The 24,500-nt window shown below is 69.4% G+C and carries 28 protein-coding genes; 18 read left to right on the forward strand and 10 right to left on the reverse strand.

The genetic code is table 11. The annotated features are described in order from the left end of the window. The first annotated feature begins 53 nt into the window (after positions 1 to 53). Positions 54 to 1,340 (forward strand): ABC transporter substrate-binding protein, encoded by a 1,287-nt coding sequence (locus ACZ7PG_RS35480; RefSeq protein ID WP_470243524.1) that lies wholly within the window; start codon positions 54 to 56, stop codon positions 1,338 to 1,340. 800 nt (positions 1,341 to 2,140) lie between these two features. Then, positions 2,141 to 3,271 carry a toll/interleukin-1 receptor domain-containing protein gene (locus ACZ7PG_RS35485; RefSeq protein WP_470243525.1) on the forward strand — a complete coding sequence of 377 codons (1,131 nt, stop codon included), beginning with the start codon at positions 2,141 to 2,143 and terminating at the stop codon, positions 3,269 to 3,271. A gap of 223 nt (positions 3,272 to 3,494) precedes the next feature. On the opposite strand, the gene ACZ7PG_RS35490 is transcribed toward ACZ7PG_RS35485, so the two are convergent. Further along, positions 3,495 to 4,856 carry an NAD-dependent succinate-semialdehyde dehydrogenase gene (locus ACZ7PG_RS35490; RefSeq protein WP_470243526.1) on the reverse strand — a complete coding sequence of 454 codons (1,362 nt, stop codon included), beginning with the start codon at positions 4,854 to 4,856 and terminating at the stop codon, positions 3,495 to 3,497. A gap of 111 nt (positions 4,857 to 4,967) precedes the next feature. On the opposite strand from ACZ7PG_RS35490, the gene ACZ7PG_RS35495 reads away from it, so the two are divergent. Continuing rightward, a complete protein-coding gene (locus tag ACZ7PG_RS35495) occupies positions 4,968 to 5,408 on the forward strand; it encodes a hypothetical protein (protein ID WP_470243527.1) in 441 nt (146 codons plus the stop codon). Between the two features lies 1 nt (position 5,409). Continuing rightward, positions 5,410 to 5,868 (forward strand): hypothetical protein, encoded by a 459-nt coding sequence (locus tag ACZ7PG_RS35500; RefSeq protein WP_470243528.1) that lies wholly within the window; start codon positions 5,410 to 5,412, stop codon positions 5,866 to 5,868. On the opposite strand, the gene ACZ7PG_RS35505 is transcribed toward ACZ7PG_RS35500, so the two are convergent. Together ACZ7PG_RS35505 and ACZ7PG_RS35510 are read right to left on the reverse strand one after the other, a co-directional pair. Then, complete coding sequence (locus ACZ7PG_RS35505; RefSeq protein WP_470243529.1) at positions 5,823 to 6,263, reverse strand: L,D-transpeptidase; 441 nt, start codon at positions 6,261 to 6,263, stop codon at positions 5,823 to 5,825. The two genes, ACZ7PG_RS35500 and ACZ7PG_RS35505, sit on opposite strands and share 46 nt — an antisense overlap. Before the next feature lie 69 nt (positions 6,264 to 6,332). Continuing rightward, a complete protein-coding gene (locus tag ACZ7PG_RS35510) occupies positions 6,333 to 7,250 on the reverse strand; it encodes a hypothetical protein (protein WP_470243530.1) in 918 nt (305 codons plus the stop codon). Positions 7,251 to 7,374: 124 nt separating this feature from the next. Here ACZ7PG_RS35510 and ACZ7PG_RS35515 point away from each other — a divergent pair, with 124 nt between their 5' ends. Beyond that, a complete protein-coding gene (locus ACZ7PG_RS35515) occupies positions 7,375 to 7,677 on the forward strand; it encodes a hypothetical protein (protein ID WP_470243531.1) in 303 nt (100 codons plus the stop codon). A 4-nt stretch (positions 7,678 to 7,681) separates the two neighbouring features. Here the strand turns inward: ACZ7PG_RS35515 and ACZ7PG_RS35520 are convergent, their stop codons facing one another. Beyond that, on the reverse strand, positions 7,682 to 8,128 hold the full coding sequence (locus ACZ7PG_RS35520; protein ID WP_470243532.1) for a nuclear transport factor 2 family protein: 447 nt from the start codon (positions 8,126 to 8,128) through the stop codon (positions 7,682 to 7,684). Between the two features lie 85 nt (positions 8,129 to 8,213). On the opposite strand from ACZ7PG_RS35520, the gene ACZ7PG_RS35525 reads away from it, so the two are divergent. Further along, positions 8,214 to 9,080: a LysR family transcriptional regulator gene (locus ACZ7PG_RS35525; protein ID WP_470243533.1), complete on the forward strand. Its 867-nt coding sequence runs from the start codon at positions 8,214 to 8,216 to the stop codon at positions 9,078 to 9,080. 312 nt (positions 9,081 to 9,392) lie between these two features. On the opposite strand, the gene ACZ7PG_RS35530 is transcribed toward ACZ7PG_RS35525, so the two are convergent. After that, positions 9,393 to 9,776: an STAS domain-containing protein gene (locus ACZ7PG_RS35530; protein ID WP_470243534.1), complete on the reverse strand. Its 384-nt coding sequence runs from the start codon at positions 9,774 to 9,776 to the stop codon at positions 9,393 to 9,395. A gap of 121 nt (positions 9,777 to 9,897) precedes the next feature. Beyond that, the gene (locus tag ACZ7PG_RS35535) at positions 9,898 to 10,584 is read right to left on the reverse strand and encodes a TetR/AcrR family transcriptional regulator (RefSeq protein WP_470243535.1); all 687 of its coding nucleotides are present in this window, start codon (positions 10,582 to 10,584) and stop codon (positions 9,898 to 9,900) included. 117 nt (positions 10,585 to 10,701) lie between these two features. Between ACZ7PG_RS35535 and ACZ7PG_RS35540 the strand changes: the two genes are divergently transcribed. The 6 genes from ACZ7PG_RS35540 to ACZ7PG_RS35565 all read left to right on the forward strand — a co-directional run bounded on the left by ACZ7PG_RS35540 (position 10,702) and on the right by ACZ7PG_RS35565 (position 16,570). Then, positions 10,702 to 10,908, forward strand: a complete 207-nt coding sequence (locus ACZ7PG_RS35540; protein ID WP_285479786.1) for a 4-oxalocrotonate tautomerase family protein — start codon at positions 10,702 to 10,704, stop codon at positions 10,906 to 10,908. Between the two features lie 91 nt (positions 10,909 to 10,999). Then, positions 11,000 to 11,515: a peptide-methionine (S)-S-oxide reductase MsrA gene (gene msrA / locus ACZ7PG_RS35545; RefSeq protein WP_470243536.1), complete on the forward strand. Its 516-nt coding sequence runs from the start codon at positions 11,000 to 11,002 to the stop codon at positions 11,513 to 11,515. 319 nt (positions 11,516 to 11,834) lie between these two features. Further along, the gene (locus ACZ7PG_RS35550) at positions 11,835 to 14,120 is read left to right on the forward strand and encodes a M4 family metallopeptidase (protein ID WP_470243537.1); all 2,286 of its coding nucleotides are present in this window, start codon (positions 11,835 to 11,837) and stop codon (positions 14,118 to 14,120) included. A gap of 94 nt (positions 14,121 to 14,214) precedes the next feature. Further along, positions 14,215 to 14,724, forward strand: coding sequence for an OsmC family protein (locus ACZ7PG_RS35555; RefSeq protein ID WP_470243538.1), 510 nt, complete (start codon positions 14,215 to 14,217; stop codon positions 14,722 to 14,724). A 77-nt stretch (positions 14,725 to 14,801) separates the two neighbouring features. Further along, complete coding sequence (locus ACZ7PG_RS35560) at positions 14,802 to 15,770, forward strand: ATP-binding cassette domain-containing protein (protein ID WP_470243539.1); 969 nt, start codon at positions 14,802 to 14,804, stop codon at positions 15,768 to 15,770. Further along, a complete protein-coding gene (locus ACZ7PG_RS35565; RefSeq protein WP_470243540.1) occupies positions 15,767 to 16,570 on the forward strand; it encodes an ABC transporter permease in 804 nt (267 codons plus the stop codon). Before ACZ7PG_RS35560 ends, ACZ7PG_RS35565 begins: the two co-directional genes overlap by 4 nt. An 11-nt stretch (positions 16,571 to 16,581) precedes the next feature. Here ACZ7PG_RS35565 and ACZ7PG_RS35570 read toward each other — a convergent pair whose 3' ends face one another. The 3 genes from ACZ7PG_RS35570 to ACZ7PG_RS35580 all read right to left on the reverse strand — a co-directional run bounded on the left by ACZ7PG_RS35570 (position 16,582) and on the right by ACZ7PG_RS35580 (position 18,948). Continuing rightward, positions 16,582 to 17,676, reverse strand: a complete 1,095-nt coding sequence (locus ACZ7PG_RS35570) for a hypothetical protein (protein ID WP_470243541.1) — start codon at positions 17,674 to 17,676, stop codon at positions 16,582 to 16,584. Positions 17,677 to 17,995: 319 nt separating this feature from the next. Continuing rightward, complete coding sequence (locus ACZ7PG_RS35575; protein WP_470243542.1) at positions 17,996 to 18,427, reverse strand: nitroreductase/quinone reductase family protein; 432 nt, start codon at positions 18,425 to 18,427, stop codon at positions 17,996 to 17,998. Continuing rightward, the gene (locus ACZ7PG_RS35580) at positions 18,424 to 18,948 is read right to left on the reverse strand and encodes a DUF6069 family protein (RefSeq protein ID WP_470243543.1); all 525 of its coding nucleotides are present in this window, start codon (positions 18,946 to 18,948) and stop codon (positions 18,424 to 18,426) included. Before ACZ7PG_RS35580 ends, ACZ7PG_RS35575 begins: the two co-directional genes overlap by 4 nt. Positions 18,949 to 19,055: 107 nt before the next feature. Between ACZ7PG_RS35580 and ACZ7PG_RS35585 the strand changes: the two genes are divergently transcribed. The 6 genes from ACZ7PG_RS35585 to ACZ7PG_RS35610 all read left to right on the forward strand — a co-directional run bounded on the left by ACZ7PG_RS35585 (position 19,056) and on the right by ACZ7PG_RS35610 (position 24,098). Then, positions 19,056 to 20,015: an SDR family NAD(P)-dependent oxidoreductase gene (locus tag ACZ7PG_RS35585; RefSeq protein WP_470243544.1), complete on the forward strand. Its 960-nt coding sequence runs from the start codon at positions 19,056 to 19,058 to the stop codon at positions 20,013 to 20,015. Positions 20,016 to 20,026: 11 nt separating this feature from the next. After that, the gene (locus ACZ7PG_RS35590; RefSeq protein WP_470243545.1) at positions 20,027 to 21,577 is read left to right on the forward strand and encodes a serine/threonine-protein kinase; all 1,551 of its coding nucleotides are present in this window, start codon (positions 20,027 to 20,029) and stop codon (positions 21,575 to 21,577) included. A gap of 335 nt (positions 21,578 to 21,912) precedes the next feature. Continuing rightward, positions 21,913 to 22,107: a hypothetical protein gene (locus ACZ7PG_RS35595; protein WP_470243546.1), complete on the forward strand. Its 195-nt coding sequence runs from the start codon at positions 21,913 to 21,915 to the stop codon at positions 22,105 to 22,107. Between the two features lie 131 nt (positions 22,108 to 22,238). Then, positions 22,239 to 23,369: a C1 family peptidase gene (locus ACZ7PG_RS35600; RefSeq protein ID WP_470243547.1), complete on the forward strand. Its 1,131-nt coding sequence runs from the start codon at positions 22,239 to 22,241 to the stop codon at positions 23,367 to 23,369. A 10-nt stretch (positions 23,370 to 23,379) separates the two neighbouring features. Then, positions 23,380 to 23,793 carry a hypothetical protein gene (locus ACZ7PG_RS35605; protein WP_470243548.1) on the forward strand — a complete coding sequence of 138 codons (414 nt, stop codon included), beginning with the start codon at positions 23,380 to 23,382 and terminating at the stop codon, positions 23,791 to 23,793. Next, a complete protein-coding gene (locus ACZ7PG_RS35610) occupies positions 23,790 to 24,098 on the forward strand; it encodes a protease inhibitor I42 family protein (protein ID WP_470243549.1) in 309 nt (102 codons plus the stop codon). Before ACZ7PG_RS35605 ends, ACZ7PG_RS35610 begins: the two co-directional genes overlap by 4 nt. Here the strand turns inward: ACZ7PG_RS35610 and ACZ7PG_RS35615 are convergent. After that, positions 24,095 to 24,418, reverse strand: a complete 324-nt coding sequence (locus ACZ7PG_RS35615; protein WP_470243550.1) for an STAS domain-containing protein — start codon at positions 24,416 to 24,418, stop codon at positions 24,095 to 24,097. The genes ACZ7PG_RS35610 and ACZ7PG_RS35615 overlap by 4 nt on opposite strands. Positions 24,419 to 24,500 lie beyond the last annotated feature (82 nt).

Raw genomic sequence — 24,500 nt, forward strand, 5'->3', positions numbered from 1 at the left:
ATCATCGATGCAAGCGCTTGCAATGGCGTCGCCCGCCCGGCAAGGAGGCCGACATGCGCCAGCTCCTCCCCGTCACCGGCGCGGTCCTGCTGGCCGCCAGTGCGCTCACCGCGTGCTCGTCGGCCGCCGGCCTGACGATCAACCTGTACATCTCGCCCGAAGACCACCTCCAGACGGTGGTCGACCGGTGCACGCAGGAGGCCGCGGGCCGGTACAAGATCGTCTACAACAAGCTGCCGCGCGGCGCGGACGGCCAGCGCGAGCAGATGGTCCGCCGGCTCGCCGCGGGCGACACCTCGCTGGACGTGCTCGGCCTCGACGTCACCTGGGTGCCGGAGTTCGCCGAAGCGGGCTGGGCCGAGGAGTGGACGGGCGCGAACGCGGCGGCGGCCACCCAGGACGTGCTGCCCGGGCCGCTGGCCACCGCCAAGTGGAACGGGAAGCTGTACGGGGCAACGAAGAACACGAACGTCCAGCTGCTCTGGTACGACGACCGGATCACGCCGTCGCCGCCGAAGACGTTCGACGAGCTCATGACGCAGGCGCAGCAGCTGAAGGCCGCCGGGAAGCCGTACCAGGTCGTGTTCACCGGCGCCCAGTACGAAGGTCTGGTCGTCTTCTACAACACGCTGGTCGCCTCGGCGGGCGGGCACATCCTGTCCGACGACGGCAAGTCCGTGGTGATGGACGACGGCGCGGTGAAGGCGCTTTCGCTGTTGAAGACGCTCACCACGGCGGGGATCACGGACCCGTCGCTGACGAACCAGAAGGAGGACGACATCCGCCAGGCGTTCCAGCGCGGCCAGGCGGCGACCGAGCTGAACTGGCCGTTCGTGTATGCCTCCTACGCCAAGGAAAAGCCGCAGGACCTGGCGCACTTCAAGTGGACGCGGTACCCGTCGGTGGTCGCCGGGCAGTCGAGCCGCGTGACGATCGGCGGGTTCAACCTGGCGGTCTCGACGTATTCGCAGCACAAGCCGGAGGCGTTCGAAGCGGCGCTGTGCCTGCGGAACGCGACTTCCCAGAAGTACCAGGCATTGGTGGACGGCATCCCCCCGAGCATCGCATCGATCTACCGCGACAACGCGCCCCTGGACGCATCGAAACCCGCGGACCCGAAGGAAAACCCGACGATGGCCGACCAGTACCCGATGAAGGGTGACATCCAGGCGGCCCTGACGGACGCGGCGGTCCGCCCGCTGACCCCGGCGTACCAGAACCTGTCGACGGTGATCTCGAAGGTACTCTCCCCACCGGCGGAGATCGACGTCCAGGCAACGGCCCAGGAGTTGCGCGAACGCCTGACGGACGCGTTGAACTCCCGGGGAATCATCCCGTGACCGGCTCGCCGAACGCGGCTTTCAGAGGCGGATCGGTTTCTTGTTCATAAACTATCCAGGTGGTCTGTGGGCCTGGGGGCGTTCTTGGGCGCACCGCCTCTGACCTGCTCTTTTGTGTCTGTTGGGTCCGGTCGCGTCCGGGCCCGTCCGAGCCTGTCTGGACTTCTGACGGCCTGACTCCGCGCTACCCTGTGCCTCATCTGGCCCGGTGACAGCCCACCCCCGTGCTCGCCAACGGCGTATCGATCAAGGAGGTCGCCGAGTACCTCGGCCACCACGACCCCGGCTACGCGCTCCGGATCTACACCCACCTTGTCCCGTCGAGCCACAAGCGGGCTCGGGCAGCGACCAACCGAGTGTTCAAGCCCCGCCGACCACCGCAGACGGCCCAGGATTCCGAGACGGCCTGACGGGGCAAATCGCAACAAACAGCAGGTCAGAGGCGGATCGGTTTTCTTGTTCATGTTGACCTGCTCTTTCGCGTCTTCTGGGTTCGGTCGCGGCCGGCGCTTGTCCATCGCGCGATGACACCGAAACCGGTCTTGACGGCGATCGACCGGTATAAAAGATCGCTGACGAGGGAGCGATTCACCCGAACGTGGCTCCTTTCGACGTAACACCGATCTGCCCATTGGCGTCTCTGGGCGTATGTGGCTCAGAACCAACGACTTCACGAGCGCGCGTACGCGAGCGGTCCGACGACGTGCGCTCCGCGGCAGGCGACGTCTTGATCTTGGATAGCCGAGATTCTGTCACCGAAGGCCAGGCTGTACCAAACCGGCAACCCAGGAGTAGACTCCGTGTCCAACAAAAAAGACGATCAAGTTAGAACCCAGGTTTTCATCAGCTACGCTCACGACGACGAATCCGTCCTCAACTTTGTCGAAACATTCGCCAAGAACTTGCAATATTACGCATTCTCAGACCATGGCAGGAATATTCAAGTATTCCTCGACAGTCAGTCGATAATCTGGGGAGAAGAGTGGCGGGCAAAGCTTTACGAAAGCGTTAAAGGGGCATCGGCTTTTGTTCCTCTTGTTACAATGAAGTACCTAGAGCAGCCCATGTGCCGCGAGGAAATGCAGCTATTCGTGGAGTCGGCGCAAAACTTCGGCGTAACAGAGCTATTTCTTCCCATTATAGTACTTGGACATCGCCACATAACCGAAGATAGCGACAATCTCGCTACGCGACAAATCGCGACTCGCCAATACATTGACATGAAAGAGGCAGTTTTAGACGGGACCACCTCTTCGACGTGGAGGAAGGCCATGGTCGGAATCGCCGCACGATTGATCGAAGGGATCGAGCGCGCAGAGGAGAGCCTCGTCAAGAAAGCAGCGGAATTGACGACCACAGCATCTGAATCTGAGCCATCGGGGCCCATCGAAGGAAGGCCGGACGACGCGCCCGGAATCAACGAGATCTACGAAATAGCCATCGACAATATCACCAAGGTCGGACCGCTCCTGACATCACTTACCGAAGTCCTGGACGAATTCAAGTCGAGGACAGATGACCTCCAGCAAGACATACCGAAAGCGGGAGCCGAAAATGCCCCTAAGATTCTCTTGAAATTTGCCAATGAATTCGGACCTCGCGCACTTGAAGCTGAATCCCTTGGGAATGAGCTGGAGCAGAAGGCAATGCAGGCAGACCAAAGCCTACGCGAAGTTCATGCCATCCTTGCCAGATACGGCAACGAGCAAATGAAGGCCGCATTCACCGCCGACATCAACAGCACAATCGAAACCATGAAAATAATCGAACAAGCGGGCGCGCAAGCCAGGGAGGCACTCGAAGCCTCCACCGCAGTCGAAGTCCTCAATGTCCCCTTACGCAAGGCTCTCAGACCTTTGAGGAACGGCTTGAACTCCACCAATGCGGCATTCAGCACCATGCTTTCATGGCGAGAACTCGGAGAATTCTAGGTCACCGTCCGCGAGGATCGGGCGGTCCGCGAGTAGCCGCCTCAAGACCAGGCCTGCCCGTTCCTCGTAGGACAAGCCGGGCGACCGAATGCACGAGCGGGGCAGTCGATCGGCACGTGTTCAACCAAGCAGCTACCAACCAGGTGTTCAAGCCCCGCCGACCGCGGCAGACGACCCAGGATTCCGAGACAGCCTGGCGGGGCCAAACGCAACAAACAGCAGTTCAAAGCCGAATAGGTTTCTTGTTCATAAACTCCTCGATCCCCAACGGACCCAGCTCCCGCCCGATGCCCGACCGCTTGATGCCGCCGAACGGCAGGTCCGCCTCCGAACCACCGGACTTGTTCAAATACACCATCCCCGCCTCAATACGCCGGGCCACCCGGACCGCTCGTTCGCGGTCCGTGCCGAACACGCTCGCGCCCAGGCCGAACGGGGTGTCGTTGGCCAGGGCCACCGCCTCGTCCTCCGTCTCCGCGCGGAACACCAGCACCACCGGGCCGAAGATCTCCTCGTGGTACGCCGCCATCTCCGGGGTCACGTCCGTGAGCACCGTCGCCTCCAGGTACGCGCCCGGGCCCGGTACCCGGCGGCCGCCCGCGCGCAGGGTCGCTCCCTCGCGGATCGCCGTCTCGACCTGGGCTGCCACCTCGTCCGCCGCCGCCTTCGAGGCCAGGGGTGGCAGCGTCGTCGCCGGGTCGGCCGGGTCGCCCGGTACGTAGTACTCCGCGACGCGCTTGGCCAGGCGGTCCACGAACTCGTCGTACAGCTCGCCCAGCACGATCATCCGCTTGGGCGCGTTGCACGACTGGCCGCAGTTGCGCATCCGGGCGGTCGCGGTGACCTTGACCGTTTCGTCCAGGTCGTCGGTGTCCAGCACGATCAGCGGGTCGGACCCGCCCAGCTCCAGGACGCACTTCTTGAGGTTCCGCCCGGCTTCGGCCGCGACCGAGATGCCGGCCTGCTCGCTGCCGGTCAGCGAGACGCCGACCAGGCGCGGGTCGGCGAGCATCCACGGGACCTGGCGGCTCGACGCGAACACGTTCACGTACGCGTCGTCGGGCACGCCGGCGTCGCGCAGCACGCTCTCGATGGCCGCCGCCGAGCGCGGGCAGATCGACGCGTGCTTGAGCAGGATCGTGTTGCCCAGCACCAGGTTCGGCGCGACGAACCGGGCGACCTGGTAGGCCGGGAAGTTCCACGGCATGACGCCGAGCAGCGCCCCGATCGGCTCCTTCGTCAGCACGGCCTCGCCGCCGCGGATCGGGACCGGCTCGTCGGCGAGCAGGTCCGGGCCGCGGTCGCCGTAGTACCGGAAGATGTCGACGACGACGCCGACCTCGCCGCGGCCCTCGTTGATCCGCTTGCCCATCTCGAGGGTCATGATTGCGGCCAGCTCGTCGGCGCGTTCGGCGAACAGCTCCGCCGCGCGCAGCACGATCGCGGCCCGCTCGGCGACCGGCCTGGCACGCCAGGCCGCGAATCCGCCGTGCACGCGGTCGATCGCGGCGCGGACCTCCTCGTCGGTCGCGTTCGGGATCTCCTCCACGAGCTCACCGGTGGCGGGGTTGGTGACGGAATACATGGCGGTCTCCTCTGCCCACGCTAGCCTACTGCATACTGTATACACCATGGGATCACTGATCGACACCCGCGCGGCGGTACCCGTAGGCGCGTGATCGACTATCGTTCCCCCATGACGCTGGAGATCACCGGCGGATCCTCTTTTTCCGCCCTGACAAGGGAAACCGGCCAATGGACCCGCCGCTACGCCGGTGGCGAGGTCACGTTCGGCTGCCCCGGGCGCACGTACGAACGCGCACCGCGGGTGTGGGGCAGCCGCGGGCTCGGCCTGCCCGAAGATCAGCTGCCGGCCTTCGCCGCGCAGCTCAAGCGCGTGATGAAGCACGAGGCGTACTGGCTGGCGCGCGCCGACTGCCCGGACCGCCGGGCGGGCGACGCGAAACGCTGGTCACCCGGCCGTTACGACGACGAAGACGGTTTCGTGTACTTCGCCGGGCCGTGCACCCACGGCGATCCGTGGCCCGGCTACCGGCCGGCGCGCAGCTTCACGATCGCGCTGCCGCTGGTCCGCGGCCTGCGCATCCGCGTCGCCGCGTACCTGGCCGCCGGATGACATGAGCGACCCGTGCCGGCGGGCCGTCCGCGCCGGGGTCGTCGCCGCCGTCGTGAGCGGGATCCCGTCGACCGCCCACGCCCTGCTCACCGGCCGTGACCCGCTCGCCGCGACCCACGCCGCCGGCACGCTGCTGCCCGGCCGGCGCGACCGGCCCGGCGTCGCCGCCGGGCTGATCGCGCACGTCGTCGTCTCGGCCGCCTGGACCGGGGTCCTCGCCGCGACCGCCCGCCACCGGCGCCTCGGACTGCTCCGGGGCGCGGCGGCCGGACTCGCGATCGCGGCGCTGGACCTGGGCGTAGCCGGCCGGGCCTACCCGGCCGTGCGGGCGCTTCCCCGCGCCCCGCAGGTCCTGGACCACCTGGTCTTCGGCGCCGTCACCGGCGCGCTCCTCGACCGTCCACAAGGGACGGGTCAGCGCACGACCTGGACGACGTCACCGGGGTGCAGCGAGTTGTAGAACGTCACCGCTGCCGCGTGCGAAAGGTGCACGCACCCGTGCGACTTCACCTTCAGGCTGCCCTGGTGGAACGCCACGCCGGTGTTCGTGAAGAACACCGAGTACGGCATCGGCCCGTTGAACTGCCTGCTGTAGTGGTCGATGTCCTTGTACTGCACGTGGAACGTCCCGACGGGCGTCGGGTACTTCGCGAGCCCGACGGTGATCGGGACGCCCCCGTAGGTGACGTGCCCGGCGCCGTCGGTCAGCCACGCGGTGTTCGAACTGCGCTGGACGCAGGCCTTCGCGGCGGCGCTGCACGGCGTCGACGACGCCGCTTCCGCCGTTCCCGCGAACACCACGGTCCCCGCCATCGCGGCGACCCCGCCCAGTAGTGCGATCATCCTCCGGTTCATGACGCGCCTCCCGTTGTCGTTCGGCTACAGGAGGTAGCATGCCCAGTTTTGCGATCTTCGAACCGAAGATCACTCCCTCGGCTGCGACAGCCGGAGGAACTCGTTCTGCTCACGGTCGTAGCGCTGGGTCAGGCCGTTGCCGTAGCGGTCCCACCAGTTCGCCGTGTGGCCGCCCTGGCGGGTGGTCGTGTCCCCGTAGATCTGGCGGTCGTACTCGATGCGCGCGTCGTGGAACTCCTGCTGGAACTGCTCGGGCGTGAGGCCCTGGGCGTGCTGGACAGCCGCGTCGCTGATCGTGCCCGAGCTGCGGACGATGTCGTCGCCCGCCATGTGGTTGATGATCGCGCGCACGCCGCCGGCGCCGCGCATGTGCGCGCCGGACATGACCGCGGCCTGGGCGCCGGCGTCGGTGAAGTTGAGCGCGCCCGCGGAGCGCGCGTTCGCCGTCATCAGGTCCGAGACGACGGCGCGTTCCTCCGCGCTGCCGATGCCGTACTGCTCGCGCGCGGCGATGATCCGGTCGTAGCCGTTGTGCATGTTCTGCCGGAAGCCGTACGCCTCCGGCACGCCGCCCTGCTCGCCCGTCGCGCCTTCGGAGCGCATGATCGAGTCGACGACCCGCGCGTCGAGCTGCGGCGGTGCCGCCGCGGCCGCCGCTCCCCCGCCGCCCTGCGCGGCGTTCTGGCCACCGCCGTAGGCCTGCGCGACGTCGGAGTCGGCCGCGTTGTACCCGTTCGCGGCCGTCTGGACGTTCTGGTTGACGTTCGTGATCAGGCTCAGGAACTTCTGCAGCGCGCTGCCCAGCGAAGAGTGCAACGCCGAGTTCGCGGCGGCGACCCCGCTGCCGATGCCGGCGAACGACATCTCGTCCAGCACCAGGCCTTCCAGGTCGCGAGTGGTCGACAGGAAGGACGACCCGACTTCCTCGACCGCCTTGGCGACCGTCCCCATTTCGGTGGTTTCGGCGCGGTAGGCCCCGGCACTCATGGTCTGCTCCCTCCGGATTCCGGCTCTGCGCGTCGAGAATTCCGCACCGGACGATCCCGGCACACGGCCGAATTACCCACTGGGGTACCGGTGGGAGTGCCCACTCCGAGGCTAAAGTCGGGGCATGGACAAACCCGAGGACCCGAACGTCGTGGACGGCGAGATCGTCGACGACACGCCGACCGCCGCGCTCGCGATCCCCTCGCCGCCGCTGCCGGACCCGGACTACAGCGAGGGCGGCGTGCCCAGCTTCGACTTCGTCCGGGACAAGATCGAGAACCGCTACACGACGTCGCTGGGCGCCCAGGACGTGGCGGGGCTGGGCACGGAGAACACGACGGAGACCCTCGACAAGAAGATCGCCGACCGCGACCAGGCCGCCAAGGACCGGCTCGCCGAGATCCGCCGGTCGATGCGCGGCGAGTAGCGCCTCAGCCGAAGATCGCGCCGGGATCGCCGGTGTACCAAGCGTTTTCGATCCGCACCCGGCGCATGACCCAGCGGTCGCCGTCGCGGACGAGCGTGACGTCGTAGCGGTTCTTCAGCAGCGCGTGCTTGCCGTGGTCGTCGCTCAGCAGGTGCTGGGCCTCGACCAGGGCCGTGAGCCGCGCGGTGTCGCCGTCGACCGTGACGCGCGGGTTGGTCACCTGGTGCGTCGTGTCGACGCGGCCCTCGAACAGCGCGAGGATCGTGTCGACGATCGCGTCCCGGCCCGTCATCAGCGGCGGCTCGGCGCCCCAGCGCGCGGCCGCCGGCCGGAAGTCCAGCTCCGCGTCGGCGGCGAACGCCGACGCGAACAGCGCCCGGTCCTTGAGGTCCTGGCCGAGGCCGAAGCGGTACAGCGCGTCGACGATCTCGAGGTGGTCGTGGTGGTTCATACCCCCAGCCTCGCCACGCCCGCGAAGCCGATCAACGCGCTTCTGTGCCACGATCGTGAAGCAGGAGTGAACGATGGAGGGCGGGATGGCGGAGACGCGCGAGATCGAGTCGTTCCTGACGCTGGCCGAGGAGCTGCACTTCGGCCGCACCGCGGAGCGGCTGCGCGTGTCGACGGCCCAGGTCAGCCAGACGATCCGGAAGCTGGAACGGCGGATCGGCGCGCCCCTGTTCACCCGGACCAGCCGCCGCGTCGAGCTGACGCCGGTCGGGCGGCAGCTCCTCGCCGAGCTCGGGCCGGCGTGGTCGGCGGTCGGCGCGGCCCTGGACCGGGCGGTCGAGGCCGGACGCGGGGTCACCGGCACGCTGCGCGTCGCGTTCGGCGACGCCGCGGGCGGGCAGCTGCTGGCCGGGGTGGCCGAGCTGTTCCGGCGGCGGGCGCCGGGCTGCGAGGTCGAGTTCCGTGAGGTGCGGCCGGCCGAGATCCTGCCGTGGCTGCGCGAGGGCGAGGTGGACGTCGTGCTCGCCGGGCTCCCGCTCGGCAGCCCCGGCCTGGTGACCGGCCCGGTGCTGGTGCGGGAGGCGCGGTTCCTCGCCGTGGCGGCGGGCCACCCGTTCGCGCGGCGGGACGCCGTGGGGGTCGCGGACCTGGCGCGGGTCACGGTGCTGCGCTGCGCGCTGCCGGACCCGTGGCTGGACGGGGAGGTGCCCGGCGCGGTGACGTGGCCGCGCGCCGGGCTGCAGGAGCTGCTCACGCTGGCCGGCGCCGGCGAGGGCGTGCTGCCGGTCGGCGCCCACATCCGGCGCTACTACCCGCGGCCGGACCTCGCGTACGTCCCCCTCGACGGCGCACCCCGGCTCGAGTGGGGCCTCGTCTGGCGCGACGGCTCCGCGACGGCCCGCGTCCGCGCGTTCGCCGAAGCCGCGGTCGACCTGGTCCGCGAACCAGCCTGACCCGCCCCGCGGCCAGCACCCGCCCGGCCAACTCACGCACCCAGCCGGCCGACACGCGTACCTGACCGGACGACACACGTACCCGACTGGACGACACACGTACCTAGCCGGACGACACGCGTGCTTGGCCGGACGAGACGGCGGAGCCCTCGCGCCGGGCCGTGTCGTCCGGCTGGGCACGGGTGTCGGCCGCCTGCGTACGCGTGTCGGCCGGCGGGGTACGCGTGTTGGCCGTCTGGGTCCGCGTGTCGTCCAGTGGGGTACGCGAGTCGGCCTTCTGGGGACGCGTGTTGGCCGGTGGGGGCAGGCCCTTCAGCCTCGTAGCCAGCGCATCTCCACCGGCTGGCTGGCGGCGATCGCCGTCAGCCGGTTCGGGAACACCCGGACCTGGCCCGCGAGGCCCGTCAGCCGCACCATCCGGTCGGCCACGCTCCCCGGCTTGACGATCAGGCAGCCCGCGATCCCGCGGTCCCGGCAGCTCCGCACCGCCTCGAGCAGCCCGTGGGTCCCGTGCGCCGACAGGAACTCCAGCGCCGTCAGGTCGAGCACCAGCAGGTGCGGCTCCGGCAGTGCGCAGATGGCCGCTTCGATCAGCGTCGTCCACCGCAGCACGGTGTCGATGTCCACCTCGCCGCGGGCCTCGACGACCAGCACACCGCTGGTCCGCTCCGAGATCGCCGTTTCCTGATCGCGCATCGCGCGCCTCCCCGGGGCCGGATCGGGGCCGACCCTGGCCCATCGTCCCACTCCGGACCGGCCGCGGCCGCACCGAAAGCGCGGGTCCGAGCAGACGGCCCAACCGGCGCGGCCGTCCGGCTCAGTGTCCACTGTGGACACTCAACCGCACCAGCCACTCCCGCAACAACGTCACCTCGGCCGCCGTCAGGTCTCCCACCGACCCCGCCGACGCCGCCGGCAGCCGGGCGGCGAGGGTGGTCGCCGTCACGGCGACGTCGTCGGACGCCGGCGGCGCCTGCGCGAGGACGCCGGCCAGCACGCTTTCCCGCACCCGGACGGCAAACCCGGGGTCCGGGTAGAGCTCCGGCCGGGTGATCATCGACAGCGCGACGCCGGCGTTGGCCGCCATGACCATCTGCGCGGCGAGCGACGGCGGCACCTTCAGCCGGCCGGCGGCGGCGCAGCGTTCCAGCACCTCGAGCAGCAGGCCGTGCGCCTCGGCGGCCGCTCCCGGCGGCGTCGACAGGCCCGAGTACATCAGGCGGTAGTGGTGAGGGTTGGCGAGCGCGAACGCGACGTGGTTGTCCCAGCCGTCGCGCAGGTCGCGCACCGGGTCGCCGGACGGCTTCGCGGCCCGCTTGCCGGCGAGGTACTTCTCGAACCCGCTGTCGACGACGGCGGCGAGCAGGCCGTCCTTGTCGCCGAACTGCCGGTACAGCGCCGGCGCGCCCACGCCGGCGGCCTCGCAGACCGCCCGCGTGGAGAACTCGCCCGCGTGCGCCAGCAGGCCGGCCGCCGCCTCCAGAATCCGCGTTCTCACGTCCACGACAGCGACGCTACCAGCGGATATCATCGATATCAAGCAGAAGGTAGCGTCGGTCCGACCACTGTGTTAGCGTCGATTACACACGCAGGACAACGACGATAACAAAGGATGCTCGCCATGCCGTTCGCCAACTTCAAGGTCCCCGCCGGCACCCTCACCCCGGAGCAGAAGGAGCAGCTCGTCACCCGCACCACCGACCTGTACGCCGAGATCTACGGCGACCGCGCCCGCGCGACCACGATGGTGCTGGTCGAGGAGGTCGCCGACGGCGGCTGGGGCATCGGCGGCGACGTGCTCACCCTCGCGAAGCTGCAGGCCGGGTGACGTCAGGCTTCCGTAATCCTCTCGTGGAATCATCGGTGTGCCGCCGAAGTTGTACAGGTGGCAGCACCAGACGAGGAGAAGGAGTGACGCCGTGAGCACGTCAACCGAAAGGGCCGTCCTGGCCGGCGGCTGCTTCTGGGGCATGCAGGAGCTGTTCCGCCGCCAGCCCGGGGTGATCTCGACCCGGGTCGGTTACAGCGGCGGCGACGTCCCGAACGCCACCTACCGCAACCACGGCACGCACGCCGAGGCGATCGAGGTCGTCTACGACCCCGCGCGGACGACGTTCCGCGACCTGCTCGAGTTCTTCTTCCAGGTGCACGACCCGACGACGAAGAACCGTCAGGGCAACGACATCGGCCTGAGCTACCGCTCGGGGATCTACTTCGAAAACGACGAGCAGAAGCGCGTCGCCGAAGACACGATCGCCGACGTCGAGGCGTCCGGGCTGTGGCCGGGCAAGGTCGTCACCGAAGTCAGCCCGGTGGGCGACTTCTGGGAAGCCGAGCCGGAGCACCAGGACTACCTGCAGCGCATTCCGAACGGGTACACGTGCCACTTCGTGCGCCCGGACTGGAAGCTCCCGAAGCGCGAGAAGACCGCCTGACACACTCGTATCACTTAAGGCCCCTTCGCCGATTCACGGCGAAGGGGCCTTCGTCGTTTCGGACGCGGGAAAGATCACCCGAACGGCGGTGATCCGCTTCCCGTCCTGAGTGGACGGTCACCCGATCGAATCCCAATAGTGGGAAATGTCCTTTTTGGGAGTTATTGCGTCCGGTAGATAAGACCGTACGTTAGTCGCTTGTTCACGAGGCTCCGGCACCGGATTCTGATTTCCGTTCCACAGCACCACCTCTCGTCCCCTTGATCCGGCCCGGCTCGAACCCCGGGTCTGGTTCACCCTGCCCGGAGGAGATCCCTCGATGGAACTGAGACGTCCAGTCGTCTTGGCAGCAACCGGCATACTCGTCGGCGCGCTCTGCATCACCGGTACCGCACAGGCGCAACCCACCCCGAACGCCACCCCGGACGCGGCTCCGAGCGCCCTGGCCCAGGCCACGACCGCGGCCGCCGGTCTGGTGGCGAGCAGGCCCGCCGCGCTGCACGCCAGTGCGGACGACGTTTTCCAGGCCCAGAAAGCGATTTCCTCGACCAACGGCCTCCAGTACATCCCCTACGAGCGCAGCTACAAGGGCCTGCCCGTGGTCGGCGGCGACTTCGTCGTGGCGACCAACTCGACGGGCCAGGTGCTCGGCACGTCCGTCGCGCAGGACCAGACCATCAACCTCGCCTCGACCACCGGCAAGGTGACGAAGGCCGCGGCCGAGGCGACCGCGCGGCAGCAGCTGTCCGCCGTGGACAGCGTCACCCCCGCCCAGCAGGTCGTCTACGCGCTCGGCTCGCCGACGCTGGCCTGGAAGAGCACCGTCGTCGGCCGGGACGCCGAAGGCCCGAGCCGGCTCGACGTCATCGTCGACGCCGCCACCGGCAAGGTGCTCAAGACGCAGGAGCACGTCCTCAACGGGGACGGCACCAGCGCGTGGAACGGCCCGAACCCGGTGCACCTCGACACCACGCACTCGGGCAGCACGTACTCGCTGAAGGACCCGACGATCACCAACACGTCCTGCCAGGACGCGGCCAACAACACCACCTTCAGCGGGCCGGACGACCTCTGGGGCAACGGCACCGCCAGCAACCGTGAGACCGGCTGCGTCGACGCGCTGTTCGCCGCCCAGACCGAGAACAAGATGCTCTCGCAGTGGCTGGGCCGCAACAGCTTCGACGGCAGCGGCGGCGGCTGGCCGATCCGCGTCGGGCTGAACGACCAGAACGCCTACTACGACGGCACCCAGGTCCAGATCGGCAAGAACACCGCCGGCGGCTGGATCGGCTCGATCGACGTCGTCGCGCACGAGCACGGCCACGGCATCGACGACCACACCCCGGGTGGCATCTCCGGCGCGGGCACGCAGGAGTTCGTCGCGGACGTCTTCGGCGCCTCGACCGAGTGGTTCGCGAACGAGCCCGCTCCCTACGACCAGCCGGACTTCCTCGTCGGCGAGCAGGTCAACCTCGTCGGCTCCGGCCCGATCCGCAACATGTACAACCCGTCGGCGCTGGGCGACAAGAACTGCTACGACAGCTCCGTCCCCAACGGTGAGGTGCACGCGGCCGCCGGCCCCGGCAACCACTGGTTCTACCTGCTGGCCGAAGGCACCAACCCGACCAACGGGCAGCCGACCAGCTCGACCTGCAACAGCTCCACGGTCACCGGCCTCGGTGTCCAGACCGCGGTGAAGATCTTCTACAACGCGATGCTGCTCAAGACCACCAGCAGCTCGTACCTGAAGTACCGCACCTGGACGCTGACCGCGGCGAAGAACCTGTTCCCGGGTAGCTGCACCGAGTTCAACACCGTCAAGGCGGCGTGGGACGCGATCTCCGTCCCGGCGCAGTCGGCCGACCCGACCTGCTCGGCGACCGGCACCGTCACGGTTTCGAACCCGGGCAACCAGTCGACCGTCACCGGCACCGCGGTGAACCTGCCGCTGTCGGCTTCGGGCGGCACCTCGCCGTACTCCTGGACCGCCACCGGCCTCCCGGCCGGCCTGTCGATCAACGCCTCCACCGGCACGATCTCGGGCACCGCGACCACCGCGGGCACCTCGACCGTCACGGTGACGGCGAAGGACGCGGCCAACAAGACCGGGACGGCGTCGTTCAGCTGGACCGTCGGCACCACCGGCAACTGCACCGGCCAGAAGATCGTCAACGGCGGCTTCGAATCGGGCAGCGGCAGCTGGACCGGCACCACCGGTGCCATCGGCCAGTGGGCGTCCTCGGGTGAAGCCGCGCACGGCGGCACGTACAGCGCTTGGCTCGACGGCTACGGCTCCACGCACACGGAGTCGGTCGCGCAGTCGGTCAGCATCCCGGCGGGCTGCCACGCCAGCCTGACGTTCTACGTGCACATCGACACCGCGGAAACGACCACCACCACCGCCTACGACAAGCTGACCGTCACCAACGGCAGCGCGACGCTGGGCAGCTACTCCAACCTGAACAAGGCGTCCGGGTACGCGCTCAAGACGATCGACGTTTCGTCGGCCGCCGGCGGCACCCTGGCGCTGAAGTTCACCGGCACCGAGGACAGCTCGCTGCAGACGTCGTTCGTCATCGACGACGTCGCGGTGACGCTGAGCTGAAACCGCTGAATCCGCACTGAAAAGGCGGGGAATCCGGGAAATCCGGGTTCCCCGCCTTTTCGCTTTCCCGGGAAACGCGGGCACAATCGGACGCATGGACACCGAAGAGCTGCGCGCGACCCAGGCCCCGCTGAAGGACAAGTACCGCGAGACGCCGGAAAGCGCGCTCGTCACGCTGCACGCCGACGCCCAGCTCGACGGCCTCGGCATCTCCTGCAAGGTCGAGACGGGCCGCGCGGTCGTCGAAGCGGGGCTGCACCCGGCGACCGGCGGCGACGGCACCCTCGCCTGCTCCGGCGACATGCTGCTCGAGGCGCTCGTCGCGTGCGCCGGGGTGACGCTGCGGGCGGTGGCGACGTCGCTGGGCCTCGAGGTGCGCGGCGGCCGCGTCCGCGCCGAAGGCGAGCTGGACTTCCGCGGCACCCTCGCCGTCGCGAAGGACGCGCCGGTGGGCTTCCGCGCGATCCGGTTGTCGTTCGAGCTGGACTCCGACGCTTCCGAAGAGCAGCTCGCCACGCTCGAAAAGCTGACCGAGCGCTACTGCGTCGTGTTCCAGACCCTGCGGACGCCGCCGGAGCTCGCTGTCACGCTTTCGGCGAACTGACTCGGCTCAGGGAGAAACCCGGAGGACAAAGCGGACAGTGTGGCCTAGCTTGACGGGGTATCGAGAGGGGAACCGTCATGCCGGAACCGGACACCGCCGTCCAGGTGCGCGGGCTCGTCAAGACCTACGGCTCGACCCGCGCGCTCGACGGCGTCGACCTGGACGTCCCGGCCGGGCGCGTGCTCGGCCTGCTCGGCCCGAACGGCGCCGGGAAGACCACCATGGTCCGCATCCTGACGACGCTGCTGCGGCCGGACTCGGGGTCGGCGCGCGTGGCCGGGTACGACGTCCTGGACCAGCCCGACGAGGTGCGGCAGCGGATCGGCCTGTCCGGTCAGTACGCGGCCGTCGACGAGAACCTCACCGGGTTCGAGAACCTGTACATGGTCGGGCGGCTCTACGGCAGGCGGAAGACCGCCGCCCGGTCGCGCGCCCGGGAGCTGCTGGCGAGGTTCGCGCTCGAAGAGGCCGCGGACCGGCCGGCGAAGGGCTATTCGGGCGGCATGCGACGGCGGCTCGACCTGGCCGGCGCGCTGGTCGCCGAGCCGACCGTCGTGGTCCTCGACGAGCCGACCACCGGCCTGGACCCGGGCGGGCGGCTCGACACGTGGGGCGTCATCAAGGAGCTGGTCGCGGACGGCACGACCGTCCTGCTGACCACCCAGTACCTCGAAGAGGCCGACCAGCTCGCCGACTCGATCGTGGTGATCGACCACGGCCGGGTGATCGCGCGTGGCACGGCCGACGAGCTCAAGGCGCAGATCGGCGGCGAACGGCTGGAGCTCGTCGTCGCCTCGGCCGCGGACCTGCCGGCCACCCTGGAGGTGCTGCGCGCGGTGGGCACCGGCGAGCCGTCCGGCGACGACCACACGCGGCGCGCGGAGATCTTCGTCGACACCGGGCCGAAGGCGCTCATCGAGGCGCTGCGGCAGCTCGACGCCCAGGGCATCGCCGTCCAGGACGTCGCCCTGCACCGGCCGACGCTCGACGACGTGTTCCTGTCCCTGACCGGCCACGGTGCCGAAGCCGAGGAGGCCGCGAAGTGAACGCGTTCACGAAGGGCGTCTCGGACGGCGGCATCATCACGTGGCGCAACCTGATGAACGTCCGCCGCAACCCCGACTGGCTGATGGCCGCGACGCTGCAGCCGATCATGTTCGTGCTGCTGTTCGCCTACGTCTTCGGCAACGCGATCGGCGGCGAGTCGGGCGGCGCGTCCTACCGGGAGTTCCTCATCGCGGGGATCTTCGCCCAGACGGTCGCGTTCAACTCGGCGTTCACGGTGATCGGCTTCGCCAACGACCTGCAGAAGGGCATCATCGACCGGTTCCGCTCGCTGCCGATGTCCCGCATCGCGGTGGTCCTCGGCCGGACGACGTCCGACCTGGTGGTCAGCGTGGTGGCGCTGGTCGTGATGTCGGCGTGCGGCCTGATCGTGGGCTGGCGGATCCGCGGCAGCTTCTGGGACGCGCTGCTGGGCTACCTGGTGATGCTGATGTTCGCGTGGGCCCTGTCCTGGGTGGGCGCGCTGATCGGCCTGGCGGCGCGCAGCGTCGAGGTGGCGCAGAGCCTCGGTCTGGTCTGGATGTTCCCGCTGAGCTTCATCTCGTCGGCGTTCGTCCCGACGCAGACGCTCCCGGCATTCCTGAAGGCGATCGCGGACTGGAACCCGTTCACGGCGGTGATCAACGCTACGAGGGATCTGTTCGGCAACCGGTTCGGGCCGGCACCGACGGGGTGGCCGGCGGAGAACGCGGCGCTGTACACGATCCTGTGCTGCGTGGCGATCATCGCGGTGTTCGCCCCCCTGGCGACGGCGAAGTACCGGCGGGTGGCGAGCAAGTAGGCTGTTGGCGCCTACTTTTGCAGCTGAATCTTCGACAAGTCGATGCCTCCACGCAAGAGGAAGAAGATCACGGCCACCAGAGTGAAGATTCCCCACAGGGCAGCGGCCAGCCGGGAATACCTGTCGACGGCGTCGGCAGCGCGGGCGACGAGTGAACTCCAGCGTCGCTTCGGCGCTGCCTGCTGCACAGGTACACCGTCCTCGCCGAAAGCCTCGACAGCCTGCGCGACGACCGCAGGAAAACGGGGGTCGGCCGGCCCCGCCAAGACGGCGACGACGTTCCGGAGCACCAGAGACACCTGATCGGGGCAAACACCGCTCAGTGACTTCGCTCCGGCGAGAAACGCATGGATCCGGTGGCTACCGGCACGCAGGATCGACGCGACCGGATGCTGACCGAAAGCCAGGTCTATCCGGTTGGCCGCCGTGTTCAAAGCCCGGGCGGCTCGGGCGAGCAGCACCCGCCGTTGCCCGAGGAGGTCGATCAGCCCGGCTCGGCGCTTCGTATGCTCAGGTCTCCGGTCTTCGTTTTCCGCGGCAAGACATCGTTGGACAGCCACGGCAGCGTGCACGGTCGGCAGCGCGATGGCTATCGCCTGTCTCAGCGCATTGCTCACCACGAATGTGACGACCAGGCTTACGAGAAGCAATCCGGCATAGCCGTATTCCGGCGCGAACCTGACCGACTCCGGCTGAGGCACAGGAACGGGAGCCGAAGAACCTGGCAGGTGCGACAAGGTGATGACCGGACCGAGGTACATTCCGGCTTTCGCACTCCACCGAAGCCAAGTGTAGAGCCAGACCCGGCGCAGGAACCCGAGCCTGTTCACCACACCGACCTCGTCGACCAAGAACAGGAACTCCGGAGATGTCCAGAACCTCTGAGATCTTCCGCTGGTCACGTACCGGACCGCATGAACGAGGAACGCCCCACCCCAAGCCGCACACACCCCCAGAAAGGCCAGGAAAAGTGGTCCGGCGGCACTCATCGGGGGAATTTGCTCGCCGTTGAGCCTGCCGACCTCGCGGCCCATCTCGACGAGGAAAAACGTCCCGATCAACCAGGTGAATGCGGCAGCACCAATTCGCATGAAAGCATCGAACATCGATATGACAGAACTTTTTCGCCGACGTCCCCACCGCCAGGCAGACCACCACGCACGCGCCGACCATCTCGGTACGATCCGCGCGGTCACCCCTTCCGACAAAGTGCGGCTTCTCTGCACGTCCGACAAGCCGTACAGCGCCAGAACACAGGAAGCCAGAATCACGAAGGAGATGATCGCGGTAGCCGGCGGAGCCAGGAGCACCAGAAGAACACCACGAATGTGCACCGGCTCAGGACTACCATGCCGAGGCCGTGACGGCGAGGGCTTCGGAGAGCAACCGAGCACCCGCCGTCGACGCACACTTCGACGGCTCCGGTCAGTCCTCTTCGGACAGTTCCACGACCGGGATCACCCGCTTCGCCGCCCTGGCCTTCGCCTGGTGGTCGGCCAGGAACGGGTAGTGCCGCTCCAGGTCCGTCCACGTCCGCACGTAGTCGGCCCCCAGTAGCGGCAGCGCCTCGCCGGTGAACGTCGCGCCGTCGACCTCCACCTTCACCCGGGAGTCGGCGATCAGGTTCAGGTACCAGTCCGGGTGCCGCGGCGCCCCGATGTTCGACGCCACCACCAGCAGCCGGTCGCCGTCGCGGTGGACCATCATCGGGACCGTGCGCGGCTCGCCCGTGCGGCGGCCCGTCGTGGTCAGCAGCACCAGCCGCTCGCGGTGCATGCCCTCGACCTCGCCGCCCGCCCGGAACTGCTCGATCACGCGGCGGTTCGTCTCCTGGACGTCGACGGTGTCCACGGTCACCGGTCGTAGTAGCGGGTCGGCGGGGGCTCCTGCCGGGTCGGCGCGGGACTCTGCTGGCTGCGCCGCCGGTGCAGCGTCCGGGCGCTCGCCGCCATGCTGTTGACCACCGCGGCGATCACCAGCCCGATGACGAGGTTGATCGCGGCGGTCGCGATCTTCGCGCTCGGCGCGACGGTCAGCGTCAGCGGCAGGACCACCGCGATCAGCGTCACCAGCACCATGATCCAGCCGAAGAACTGCGACGGCGCGGGCGTGGCGACGCTGAGCAGGTGCATCAGCCCGGTGGCGAGCAGGGCCACCAGGGCGGCGACCAGCGCGTACGTCGTGGTGCTCGCGTTGCCCCAGACGCCCTCTCCTTTTGGGGCCAGCACTTCGACCTCGAACACCCCGCGCGCGATCAGCAGCCCGACGACCGCGAGCAGGGCCGCGATCACCGCCGTCGCGACGCCGCCCGCCCACAACCTGCGAGCGTCGATCCCCGGGCGGACGTCCTGGGGCTGGTTCCCGTAGTAGTCGGCCATCAGAGCCTTCCTGGGTCGGCTGCGCCTCTCGGGGTCGATTGTCCCCTGTTTCGGCCCCGGCCGCGCGATTTGCGCTGGAGTGCGCTCCAGCTCGTACGGTCGGGGACATGAGCACCGCACAGCACAAGATCGGATCGGGCTTCGGCGCCGGCACCACGGCCGCCGAAGCCGTCGCGGGTGTCGACCTCACCGGCAAGCTCGCCGTCGTCACCGGCGGGTACTCCGGGATCGGCCTCGAAACCACCCGCGCGCTGGTGGGCGCCGGCGCGCACGTCGTCGTCCCGGCCCGCCGCCGCGCGACGGCCGAGGAAGCCCTTTCCGGCGTGGAGAACGTCGAGGTCGACGAGCTGGACCTGGGCGATCTCGACAGCGTCCGCGCCTTCGCCGAGCGCTTCCTGGCGACCGGACGGCGGATCGACCTCCTCATCGCGAACGCGGGCATCATGGCCTGCCCGGAGACCCGCGTCGGCCCGGGCTGGGAAGCCCAGTTCGCCACCAACCACCTCGGGCACTTCGCGCTGGTCAACCGGCGGTGGCCGGCCGTCGCCGACGGCGCCCGCGTCGTCTCGCTGTCCTCGCGCGGCCACCACAACTCGCCCATTCGCTGGGACGACGTCCAGTTCACCCGCGGCTACGACAAGTGGGCGGCCTACGGGCAGGCCAAGACGGCCAACGTGCTCTTCGCCGTCCGGCTCGACGAGCTGGCCGCCGCCCGGGGCGTGCACGCGTTCGCGCTGCACCCCGGCGGCATCATGACGCCCCTGCAGCGGCACCTGCCGAAGGCGGAGATGATCGAGCGCGGCTGGATCGACGAAGCCGGCACCCTCCTGATGGAGTTCAAGACCCCGGAGCAGGGCGCGGCGACCACGGTCTGGGCCGCGACGTCACCGCAGCTGGCCGGGCTCGGCGGGCTGTACCTCGAGGACTGCGACGTCGCGGAGCTGTCCCCCGCGGACGCCGAAGGCATGACGGCGTCGGGGGTCCGGCGGTACGCCGTGGACCGCGAGGAGGCCCGTCGACTGTGGACGCTGTCGGCGGAGCTGACCGGTGTGGACGCTTTCGCGTGATCTTCTGACGTTTGCGAGTCACGCGATCGGGGTACATCGCGGCCGTGGCCGACGACGCCGGTGAACCGGGAAACGCGCACGAGGACACGTGCGCTCGTTTCGCTCTCGGCGAGTTCGCCGTCCACCCGCGCGCCCTCCACGACGACCCGCCGCAGCTCCTGGCCGGCCGGTACGAGGTCGGCCGCCTGATCGGCAGCGGCGGCACGGCCCGCGTGTACCGGGCCTACGACCAGCGGCTCGAGCGCGAGGTCGCGGTCAAGATCTACGACCGGGACGTGGTCGCGCTGGACCAGCGCCGCCGGCTGCGCGAGATGAGCATCCAGGGCAGCATCGCCCACCCGGGCGTGGTGGCGCTGCTCGACAGCGGCAGCGCGCACGGCCGGACGTTCCTGGTGATGCAGCTGGTCGAGGGCGAGAACCTGGCGGAGCGGCTGCTGAGCGGCCCGCTGCCGGCGGCGGAGGTGACGGCACTGGCCGACGGGCTCGCCGAGGCACTGGCCCACGTGCACGCGCGCCGGATCGTCCACCGGGATCTCAAGCCCGCCAACGTGTTCCTGTCCGCGGCGGGCCCGCTGATCGGCGACTTCGGCATCGCCCACGCCCTCGACACAACGCACATAACGGGCACGGGAGTGGTCCCGGGCACGGCGGCGTACCTGGCACCGGAGCAGGTGGGCGGCGAGCCGGCGGGCCCACCGGCGGACGTGTACGCGCTGGGGCTGATCTTGCTGGAGTGCGTAACGGGCCACCGCGAGTACCCGGGCACGATGATCGAGGCGGCGATGGCCCGGTTGACGAGGCCACCGCGCATCCCGGAGGGGCTGCCGCCGTCGTTGGCCCACACGGTGCGACGGATGACCCGACGCGAGCCGGCCGACCGCCCGACGGCGGTGGAGGTCCGGCGGATGTTGCACACGCCGCCGCCGACGGCGCCGTGGATGGCCGGCCGTTTCACCGCGGCGGGGGTGCTGCGGAAGTGGCATCGCGCGGCGCCGGCGGCAAGCAACCCCGGCCGGGGCGGCACGGCGAACGGCGCGGCCGTTGAGGGGGTTGGCCCGCTCGATGCCACGGCAAGCAACCCCAGCCCGCGTGGCCCCAGGTCGGGCAACCGCGGCCCCGACTCAGGCCACCGCAGCCCGCTCGACCCGACCGTGCGCGACATCGGCCTCCCCCACTCGCCCGGCCCCACCGGCCCACGCAAGATCCTCGCCGCCGTCGGCCTCTCCGCCGCCAGCGCCCCAGCTCAACGCCGCCGGTTCACCGCCGCCGCCGGGGTGACCGCTGCCGCCGTTGCCGCCGTCTCCGCCATGCTGCTCTCCGCGCAAGAACCCGGGACCCAAACTCCGGCCGTGCCCAGCTCCCCCGCGACCACCCAGGCTCCGCTCGCCGCATCCGGGACTCCGGACCCGGCACGCCCCGGTGTCACCGAGTCCGCCGAGCTCGAACCCGCCGCCGTCACCCACGAGCGTCCCGCCACTACCTCCAAGGCCGCGAACCCCGGCAAGCCGGCCAAGCCCGAGACCCACGGCAAGGGCAAAGGCAAGGGCCCGGGCCACGACTAGGACCACCGGCGGGCCCGATCCGGGCCCAACGGCCCTAGTGCCCGAAACCCATTCCGAATAGACCGGAACCCGGCTCGAATTGTTTCCGTGAATCCGGACTCGAAGCAATAACGACCGGTAACCGGAACCCGCTCGGTCCCGACTCACACCACGTGTCCACGGGCACCACCGCCGGGAATCCCCGTCCCGGCCGGTTCGCCGACTTTCCGGAGGTTTTGATGAGTGTCCACGCTGCCCTCGCGCGGCCGGTTTTCGGAACACCGCGCGGGCGGCACGCCAAGCCCCGCTCCGCGTGGCCGCGTGTTGCCGTCAGGACGCTCTTCCTCTTGTGCGCGGTGATCTCCGTCGTCGCCGTCGTCGGGGCCGGGTGGCCGCCGGTGCTGCTCGTCGTGCCCGCCGCCGCGCTCGTGCTGCTCGTCGCCGGCGCGGTGAAACTGCGGACCGCGTCCCGGAAGATCGATTCCATCTTCGCCGAAGAACTGACGCGGGAAATGCCTGCCGAAAACGGTGTCGGCGTCGAGATCTCCTGACAGAAGATCGGCCACAAAACTGCTCCTCGGCAAAGGGATGACTCCCCTGGTGACCTCGACCGGCCCGAGAGTACAACGGTCGGGCACGGTCACCGAAGCGCCGCATGAGGCGTCCGACATGGGGAGTCATCATGGCCGATCCCGGTACCCCCGCACCTCCGGTCGAGCTCGACCGGGTCCGCACCGAACTGGCCGCACAAGGCCATCCCTGGGTCATGGGCGAGAACTCCATGACCATTCTCGAAGAGGACCAGCGGCGGCACCGGCTGGGTGTGCCCCTCCCGCCGGAGAGCGACCGGCGCGACCTCGAATCGCGGGCGAAGTCCCTCGCCGCCGGTGAAGCCGCCCGCGCCACCGCCGTCTCCGGGGCCGGCGCCCCCACGCAGTTCGACAGCCGCAACGCGGGTGGCGCGAACTACGTCACACCGGTCAAGGACCAGGGCGACTGCGGCTCGTGCGTCGCGTTCGGGACGGTGGCCGCGGTCGAGACGGTCGCCGCGTTCACCCGCGGGCAGCCGGGACTCAAGCTCGACCTCTCCGAAGCGCACTTGTTCTACACCCACGGCGCGAACGACAACGCGACCTGCGACACCGGCTGGATGCCCGACCGGGCGCTGAAGGCCTGCCACGACGTCGGCATCACCTACGAGGACTACTTCCCGTACAGCGCCCGCAACCGCTCCGGCGCGAAGCTGAACGCCGACTGGCCGAACCGGCTCGCGACCACGCCGTCCTACGCCGCGCTGACCGGCGACCCCGCGGCGATGAAGGAGAAGCTCGCCGCCTGCGGTGCGCTGATCGCGTGCTTCCTGGTGTACCAGGACTTCTTCTCCTACAAGACGGGCGTGTACCGCCACGTCACCGGCGCGCTCGCCGGCGGCCACTGCGTCACGCTGGTGGGCTACGACGACGCCCAGGGCTGCTGGATCGCGAAGAACAGCTGGAACACCAGCTGGGGCGACGGCGGCTTCTTCCGGATCGCCTACGGCGAATGCGGCATCGAGACCTGGCAGGTCGAGCAGGTCGCCGCGGTGAACCTGCGGTCGTGGACCGGCTCGACGTCGGTGCTGGGCCTGTGGAGCAACGACCAGGACCGCAACACCTGGGCGTACCTCAAGGACCTGGGCTGGCTCCACCTCGCCTCGGACGACGAAGTGATCAACAAGGCGATGCTCACCGAGCTCGTCGCCGCGAAGCAGGGTGGCCGTCCGGTCAACGCGTTCAACAACAACGGCACGATCATCGAGACCTACGTCTTCTAGGAGCCGTGAGATGGCCGCATCGAAGAGCCCGTCCAGCGCGCCCGTGGCGGTGGCACCCACCGCCAGCCCGGACAACGCTCCCCAGCCCCTCAGCCTCGAGCAGCTGAACGCCGCGACGACGACCGTGACCGCCGAGCCGAGCGTCGCCCCGGTGCTCAGCCCGCCGGGCGCGCCGCAGGCCGTCGCCCAGGCCACGACCGCCGCGGCCTGGCAGTCGGCCAAGAAGGTGCTCGCGCTCTGGACGAACAACGCCGACCGCAACGGGTACGCCTACGTCGACGGCATCGGCTGGAAGCGTCTCGCGACGAACAGCGACAGCGTGCACGAGGCGCTGCTGGCCCTCGCCTCGTCGGGACGGCTGGCCGGGTCGATCACGTATCCGGAGGCCACCGACGGGCTGATCCACGAGATCTACCTCTGGTGAAGGTGCTCACGCTCGAAGCCGACGGCGCGGCGGCGGACGTCGCGCCCGGCGAGCGGCTGGAGCTGCGGTTGCCCGAGAACGCGGGCACCGGCTACCAGTGGGTGCTGGACGGTCCGGAGCCGCCGCTGCGGGTGGTCGAGGAGACCCTCCACCCGGCGACGGACCGGGCCGGCGGTACCGGCGAGCACCGGTTCGTCCTGCACGCGGACGCCCCGGGCGAGACGACGCTGGTGGCGCGCCACGCCCGGCCGTGGGAGCCGGACGCCGAACTGCGGCGGTTCCGGCTGACGGTCCGGGTGCGCTAGCCGGCGTCCTGCCAGGGTTCGAAGCTGCGCAACAGCAGCCTGACCTGCGCCGGGTCCCGGATCTCCGCCTCGACGCCGCGGGGCATCGCGATGATCAGGTGGGTGTCGCGGGCCGCGCAGCCGGACGCCGTCGCGGCCAGGACCGCCGCTCCGCCGCCGTCGACCGCCGTGGTCATCGTCAGGTCCACCACCAGCCGGCGGACTCCGGCGGCATACGCGTCTTCGACCGCTTGGTGGTACGCGGGGGCCAGACCGCCGTCGAAGACTCCGTCGACGGAAAGGATGATCTCGTCTTCCAGGAGAACGCTGCGAAGGGTCATCCTGACCTCCTGCCGAACGGATTACCTCAAGTACCCGGACGGGTGCAGGCTGAAACCACCACAGCCGGAGGTCGAGGAGGCC

The organism is Amycolatopsis sp. NPDC114504 (genome assembly GCF_055633595.1).